At 74.0% G+C, this 6,223-nt stretch carries 6 protein-coding genes and 1 pseudogene; 6 read left to right on the top strand and 1 reads right to left on the bottom strand.

What is annotated here, in order from left to right; all coding sequences use genetic code 11:
* Window positions 1-28 precede the first annotated feature (28 nt).
* Window positions 29-352, bottom strand: a complete 324-nt coding sequence (locus tag D8M29_RS07395) for a hypothetical protein (protein WP_127445877.1) — start codon at window positions 350-352, stop codon at window positions 29-31.
* 125 nt (window positions 353-477) lie between these two features.
* On the opposite strand from D8M29_RS07395, the gene D8M29_RS07390 reads away from it, so the two are divergent.
* The 6 genes and pseudogenes from D8M29_RS07390 to D8M29_RS07365 all read left to right on the top strand — a co-directional run.
* Window positions 478-1,605, top strand: coding sequence for an NADH:flavin oxidoreductase/NADH oxidase (locus tag D8M29_RS07390; RefSeq protein WP_036339859.1), 1,128 nt, complete (start codon window positions 478-480; stop codon window positions 1,603-1,605).
* A 56-nt stretch (window positions 1,606-1,661) separates the two neighbouring features.
* Window positions 1,662-2,201: an NUDIX hydrolase family protein gene (locus D8M29_RS07385; protein ID WP_036316089.1), complete on the top strand. Its 540-nt coding sequence runs from the start codon at window positions 1,662-1,664 to the stop codon at window positions 2,199-2,201.
* A gap of 2 nt (window positions 2,202-2,203) precedes the next feature.
* Window positions 2,204-3,103: a DUF6707 family protein gene (locus D8M29_RS07380; RefSeq protein ID WP_225941407.1), complete on the top strand. Its 900-nt coding sequence runs from the start codon at window positions 2,204-2,206 to the stop codon at window positions 3,101-3,103.
* Between the two features lie 117 nt (window positions 3,104-3,220).
* Window positions 3,221-3,793 carry a GNAT family N-acetyltransferase gene (locus D8M29_RS07375; RefSeq protein WP_127445876.1) on the top strand — a complete coding sequence of 191 codons (573 nt, stop codon included), beginning with the start codon at window positions 3,221-3,223 and terminating at the stop codon, window positions 3,791-3,793.
* Window positions 3,794-3,867: 74 nt separating this feature from the next.
* Window positions 3,868-4,650: a glutamine amidotransferase gene (locus tag D8M29_RS07370; RefSeq protein WP_238693348.1), complete on the top strand. Its 783-nt coding sequence runs from the start codon at window positions 3,868-3,870 to the stop codon at window positions 4,648-4,650.
* Window positions 4,587-6,223: pseudogene (locus D8M29_RS07365) on the top strand (Rne/Rng family ribonuclease); the annotation flags it as partial. The gene D8M29_RS07370 and the pseudogene D8M29_RS07365, both read left to right, overlap by 64 nt.

The following is a 6,223-nucleotide window of genomic DNA, read 5'->3' as shown; positions in this document are numbered from 1 at the left end:
CCCGGCCGGCGCCTGAGCCCGGCCCCGTTCAGCGCCCGAGCCCAGCGGGCACCGGGACCCACCGGCAGCCGTCGCGGCGGAGCACGGCCAGCCGGCCCGTCCCGGCGACGCCGGACACCGCCTCCGCCATCCGCCGCGCCACCTCGGCGGCCTCGGCGTCCTCGCCGGCCCGGTGCGAGCCGGGCACCGTGAAGCGCAGCACGATCCGCGGGACGCGCGCGACGACCTCGATGTCCTTGGCCGCGAGCACGTGCGTGGCCTGGACGGCGGCCTCGGCCAGGTCCATGACCTCTTCGGGCCGGTGGCCGGGCAGGAGGTCGCCGATCTGCAGGCGGGCGCGGTAGGAGGGCATGGGCCCAGGGTAGGGGTGGACGCAGCAGCGGTGACGACTTCTCTCGTCGCACGGGCCGGCCCGCCCTTCCGCCCGCGGCGGACGCGAGCCCTCCCGTGTCCGGACCCGCTCGTAGGGTGGGGTGCATGACTCAGACCGCCACCCCGCAGACCGACGCCCCCGCCGTGCCCGCGATCTTCGAACCGATCGAGATCAACGGCGTGCGCGTGCGCAACCGCCTGATCCTGCCGCCGATGTGCCAGTACTCGTGCGAGGCGCGCGACGGCGTCCCCCACGGCTGGCACTTCCAGCACCTGGGCGCCCGCGCGGCCGGCGGCTTCGGGATCGTGGTGGCCGAGGCCACCGCCGTCACCCCCGAGGGACGCATCTCCGCGTGGGACACCGGCCTGTGGAACGACGAGCAGCGGGACGCGTGGGCGCCGATCGCCGAGTTCATCGCCTCCCAGGGCGCCCTGCCCGCCATCCAGCTCGGCCACGCCGGCGCCAAGGCCTCGACCGTCCCCATGCACCCGGGCGCGCCCGCCGGGCAGCCGATCCTCGAGGGCCCCGACTCCTGGGAGACGCTCTCCCCCTCCGGCGTGGCCACCAACTCCATGGAGATCCGCACCCACGCGATGCGGGTGGACGAGATCCGGGAGACCGTCCAGGCCTTCGCCGACGCCGCCGAGCGCGCCGACCGTGCCGGCTTCGGCGCCGTGCAGCTGCACGCCGCCCACGGCTACCTCATCCACCAGTTCCTCTCGCCGCTGACCAACACCCGGACCGACGAGTACGGCGGGGACTTCGAGGGCCGCACCCGCTTCCTCAAGGAGGTCGTGGCGGCCGTGCGCGAGGTGTGGCCCGCGGACAAGGTCCTCGGCATCCGCATCTCCGGCTCGGACTGGGTCGAGGGCGGCTGGAGCATCGAGGAGACCGTCCGCCTGGCGCAGGAGCTGCAGGGGCAGGTGCACTGGTTCGACCTGTCCTCCGCGGGCATCGGGGACACCTACGAGGGCCCCCAGGGCCCGGGCTATCAGGTGCCGCTGGCCACCGCCGTGAAGGAGGGCACCGAGGGGATCGTGGTGTCCGCCGTCGGTTCGCTGACCGGCGCCGAGGAGGTCGCGGCCGTGGTGGACGAGGACCGCGCCGACGCCGTCTGCGTGGGCCGCGCCGCCCTGGCGAACCCGAACTGGCCGACCGCGGCCGCCCTCGCGCTCGACGTCCCCTCGGAGCAGGTGCCGATGGCCCGGCAGTACTTCCGAGCCAAGTGGTGAGCGGAACACGCGGGACCCGGTGTGCCCCCGGCGCGGAACTCCGGTAGAACAGAACCATGAGCGTGCGCACCCCCGACCCGAATCCGGGCTGGCTGTCCGACGAGGACCTCTACGAGGCCCGGCGCCGGCTGCCCATGGTGTATGTGGAGGCCATCCCGGTGCGGCTGGACTCCCTCGGCTACGTCACCGAGATCGGCCTGCTCTACGTGGCGGACGAGACCGGCACGTTCCAGCGGACGTTCGTCTCCGGACGCGTCCAGTACCGGGAGACCATCCGCGCCGCGCTGATGCGCCACCTGGAGAAGGACCTCGGCCCGCTCGCGTTCCCGCAGCTGCCGCCGTCGGTGGTCCCCTGCACCGTCGCCGAGTACTTCCCGGCGCCGTCCGAGACCGGGCTGACGGACGACCGCCAGCACGCCGTGGCCCTGGTGTACGTGGTGCCGGTGACGGGTGAGTGCCAGCCGCGCCAGAACGCGCTCGAGCTGACCTGGCTCACCCCCGAGGAGGCCCTCGGCGAGGACATCCAGGCCGAGTTCATCGGTGGCCGCGGGGACCTGGTGCGCCAGGCCCTCGCCCACGTGGGATGGGGGCGCTGAGCATGGCACCGGTCGTCGGCGGCTACCTCCGCCATCTGAAGTCCCAGGACGTGCAGCCCGGGGACAGCTTCCTGACCCGCCGCGGCGAGCCCGCCCCGCCCGTGGCCTCGACCCGGGTGATGCGGGACGACTTCGGCACCCCCGCGCTCGTGATCGCCACCCTCGAGGGCGGCCGGGAGGTCAAGATCGCCCACGGCTCCGTGATCCGGGTCCGCACGGACCGCCCGGAGGAGCGCAGGGCCGTCCCGGACACCACCTTCTCCCCCGTGGACGCGGGGTCCCCCGAGGAGCGGATCGTCGCCGTCGGCAAGCGCCACCTCGAGGACACCGAGCTGACCGCCACCGCGGCCCGGCTCTCCCACGGGTTGAACCTGCGCTCCGGCTCCCAGCTGGAGGACGTGTTCGGCATGGCCGAGCGGCTCTACCTGCTGCACGAGGACACCGAGGGCACGCTAGCCACCCTGGGCCTGCTGACGAACCTGCCGTGGGACGGGGCCGTGGGGCGGTGGAAGTCCATCCAGGCCGCGCTGTCCCTGGCGTCGCTGATCCTGCGCGAGGAGGGCGAGCACATCGCCGCCGCCAACCTCGGTCGGCGCCTGCTCGAGGCGGACGAGGTCCCCTCCGAGCCGGGCCGGGCGGCCCGGGTGCTCGAGGTGCGCCAGCGCCAGCTCAACGAGCCGCCGCTCTACGACCGGGAGATCTCCCGCGCCCTGCAGGCCCGCGACGCCGAGGCCGAGTATCAGTGGCGCCGCGCCCGGTTCGACCAGCTGCTGTACCTGCGCGCCCGCGGCGGGTCTGAGACGCTCACTGACGCCGACCTGGATTCCCGGATCGCCCGGGAGCTCGGCACGCTGCGCACCCTCGCCGACGAGCTCGAGGCGAAGGCCGCCACGCGCCGGTGAGGTCCGGCCGCGGGACGGGCGTCGAGGGCCGGCCCCGTCCCCGCTGACACGCCCTCCGGGGTGCGGCTCGTGTGGCACACCTCACTTCCCAGCCCCAGTCGGGGCTGTGCTCCCGGCATGACCGGCCCCGCACCCGCCCAGCTCCGCCCCCTCCGCGCCACGGGCACGCCCGCCGTCCTGGCGGCCTTCCACGCGGGCACCGTCGGCATGGCCGACCCCGCAGAGGTCACCGACGACGCCTCCGCCCGCGCCTACGTCGACGGACTGGTCCAGGCGGAGGGGACGGACGCCGTCGCCGTGGTGGAGCGCGGGACGGACACGCTGATCGGCCTGGTCGCCGTCGTGCGCGACGAGGCGCACGGCACCGGCGCGCTCACCGCCTGGCTGCATCAGGGCTGGCGCGGGGACGCGATCATGTCGCGTGCGGCGACCACCGTGGCGGGCGCCGAACTGGCCGAGGGCGACCTCGAGCGGATCGAACTGGCCCAGCGGGCGGACAGCCCGAGGGCGGGGGCCGTCGCCCGGGCCGCCGGGCTCCGTCACGAAGGCACGCAGCGCGGCCGCCGCCGCGCGGGCGGGCGGCGGCTCGACGTGCACCTCTACGGCCGGCTGGCCGCGGACCCGCTGCCCGAGGAACGCGTCCGTCCCCTGCCGTGGGCCTCCGACGCCCGCCCCTGGGCCGACCGCTGACCGCGACCCGCCCCCGACGACGCCCCGCGACGCCGTCACGCCCTCCCGGCCCGATGCCCCGCTAGTCTGCCGAGATGACCACCCCGACCGGCGCCGTCCCGAGCCCGCATCCGCGGCCGTTCCTCCTCGTCCAGACGCGCCCCGAAGACGACGCCGCGGCCGCCGAGGTCGAGGCCGTCCAGCGACTGGGCGGCTATCCGGAGGGCCGGCTGCGGGTGCTGCGCCTGGACCGCGTCGTGCAGCGCCCGGACGTGGCCACGCACGGCCTGGACTGGGAGGCGGAGCTCGCGGACGTCGCCGCCGTGATCCTGCCCGGCAGCCCGTTCACGGGCACCGATCCCGAGGAGACCAAGTCCCCCGTGCAGCGCGCCGTGGAGGCGGAGCTGGGCCGGATGCTCGACGTCGTCCGGCGCCGCGACCTGCCGTTCCTCGGCTGCTGCTACGGCGTCGGCACACTGGGCCGGCACGCCGGCGGCGTCGTGGACAACGCGTACGGCGAATCGGCCGCGCCCGTCGAGGTCACGCTCACCGACGAGGGTGCCGCGGATCCGTTGCTGGCCGGGGTCCCGCGCACGTTCGCGGCGTACGTCGGCCACAAGGAGGCGATGAGCGCGCTGCCGCCCGGCGCGGTGCTGCTCGCCGAGGGCGCCGACTGCCCCGTGCAGATGTTCCGGCTCGGCACCCGCCAGTACGCCACCCAGTTCCACCCGGAGCTGGACCAGGCCGGGATCCTCGAGCGCCTTGAGATCTACCGCGAGCACGGGTACTTCGCGCCGGGCGAGTACGAGCCCACGGCGGCGAGGCCGGCGATCCCGAGCACACCGTCACCCGCGTGCGCGCGCCGCGCCAGGCCGTGAGCACCGCCTCGGACACCGTCCAGAGCGTCAAGGGCTCCACCCGGCTCGAGGCGAAGCGCCAGCGCCGCCGCGACTCCCGCTCGGGCGGGCGTCGCCGCACCGTGATCACCGAGGCCGAGTTCCTGGCCCGCCGCGAGGCCGTGGACCGCAAGATGCTGGTGCGCCAGCGCGACCAGCGCATCCAGATCGCCGTGCTCGAGGACGGCGTGCTGGCCGAGCACTTCGTCTCGCACACCACGCAGGACTCGATGATCGGCAACGTGTACCTGGGCAAGGTCCAGAACGTGCTGCCGTCCATGGAGGCCGCGTTCGTGGACATCGGCCGCGGACGCAACGCCGTGCTCTACGCGGGCGAGGTCAACTGGGACGCCGCCCAGCTGGACGGCAAGCCGAGGAAGATCGAGAACGCGCTCAAGTCCGGCGACACCGTGCTCGTCCAGGTCACCAAGGACCCGGTGGGCCACAAGGGCGCCCGTCTGACCAGCCAGGTCTCCCTGCCCGGCCGCTACCTCGTGTACGTGCCGGGAGGCTCGATGACCGGCATCTCCCGCAAGCTGCCGGACGTGGAGCGCTCGCGTCTGAAGAAGATCCTCAAGGACCACCTGCCGCAGGACGCCGGCGTGATCGTGCGCACCGCGGCCGAGGGCACCTCCGAGCAGGAGCTGCAGAACGACATCAACCGTCTGCGCGCCCAGTGGGAGGGCATCCAGGAGAAGGCGTCCGGCACCAAGGTGCTCGCCCCCGAGCTGCTCTACGCCGAGCCGGACCTGACCATCAAGACGGTCCGCGACGTCTTCAACGAGGACTTCTCCGCCATGCTCGTGCAGGGCGAGGCCACGTGGGACAACATCGAGGCCTACGTGACCTACGTGGCCCCGCACCTGCTGGACCGGTTGCACCACTGGGTGCCGGAGGACCACGACGGCGAGGACCTGTACGCCACCCACCGCGTGGACGAGCAGCTCCACAAGGCGCTCGAGCGCAAGGTGTACCTGCCCTCCGGCGGCTCGCTCGTGATCGACCGCACCGAGGCCATGACCGTGGTGGACGTGAACACCGGCAAGTTCACGGGCTCCGGCGGCAACCTCGAGGAGACCGTCACCAAGAACAACCTCGAGGCCGCCGAGGAGATCGTCCGGCAGCTGCGCCTGCGGGACATCGGCGGCATCATCGTCATCGACTTCATCGACATGGTGCTCGAGGCCAACCGCGACCTCGTGCTGCGCCGTCTCGTGGAGTGCCTGGGCCGGGACCGCACGAAGCACCAGGTCGCCGAGGTGACCTCGCTCGGCCTGGTCCAGATGACGCGCAAGCGCATGGGCACCGGGCTCGTGGAGGTGTTCTCGGAGACCTGCGAGCACTGCGCCGGCCGCGGCATCATCATCAAGGACACCCCCGTCGAGCGGGGCCGCTCCGGCGGTGAGCAGCGCGGCGAAGCGGAGGGCCGCCGTCGTCGCCGGCGCCGGGGCAACGGCGAGGGCGAGCACGCCCACGCCGCCGCGGCCACGACGACGGGCGCCGAGCACGTCGACTCCGAGGACGAGCGGCAGCGCCGTGAGCGGGCCGAGGCCGA

The sequence above is a fragment of the Micrococcus sp. HSID17227 genome (genome assembly GCF_003989405.1).
GTDB classification, from domain to species: Bacteria; Actinomycetota; Actinomycetes; order Actinomycetales; family Micrococcaceae; genus Micrococcus; species Micrococcus luteus.
This window is presented reverse-complemented; position numbering and strand designations above follow the sequence as displayed.

What these genes read in the sequence shown, in the direction of transcription:
- D8M29_RS07385 (WP_036316089.1), top strand. Translation starts at nt 1,662, where the DNA reads ATGAGCGTGCGCACCCCCGACCCGAATCCGGGCTGGCTGTCCGACGAG.
- D8M29_RS07370 (WP_238693348.1), top strand. Translation starts at nt 3,868, where the DNA reads ATGACCACCCCGACCGGCGCCGTCCCGAGCCCGCATCCGCGGCCGTTC.
- D8M29_RS07380 (WP_225941407.1), top strand. Translation starts at nt 2,204, where the DNA reads ATGGCACCGGTCGTCGGCGGCTACCTCCGCCATCTGAAGTCCCAGGAC.
- D8M29_RS07390 (WP_036339859.1), top strand. Translation starts at nt 478, where the DNA reads ATGACTCAGACCGCCACCCCGCAGACCGACGCCCCCGCCGTGCCCGCG.
- D8M29_RS07375 (WP_127445876.1), top strand. Translation starts at nt 3,221, where the DNA reads ATGACCGGCCCCGCACCCGCCCAGCTCCGCCCCCTCCGCGCCACGGGC.
- D8M29_RS07395 (WP_127445877.1), bottom strand. Translation starts at nt 352, where the DNA reads ATGCCCTCCTACCGCGCCCGCCTGCAGATCGGCGACCTCCTGCCCGGC.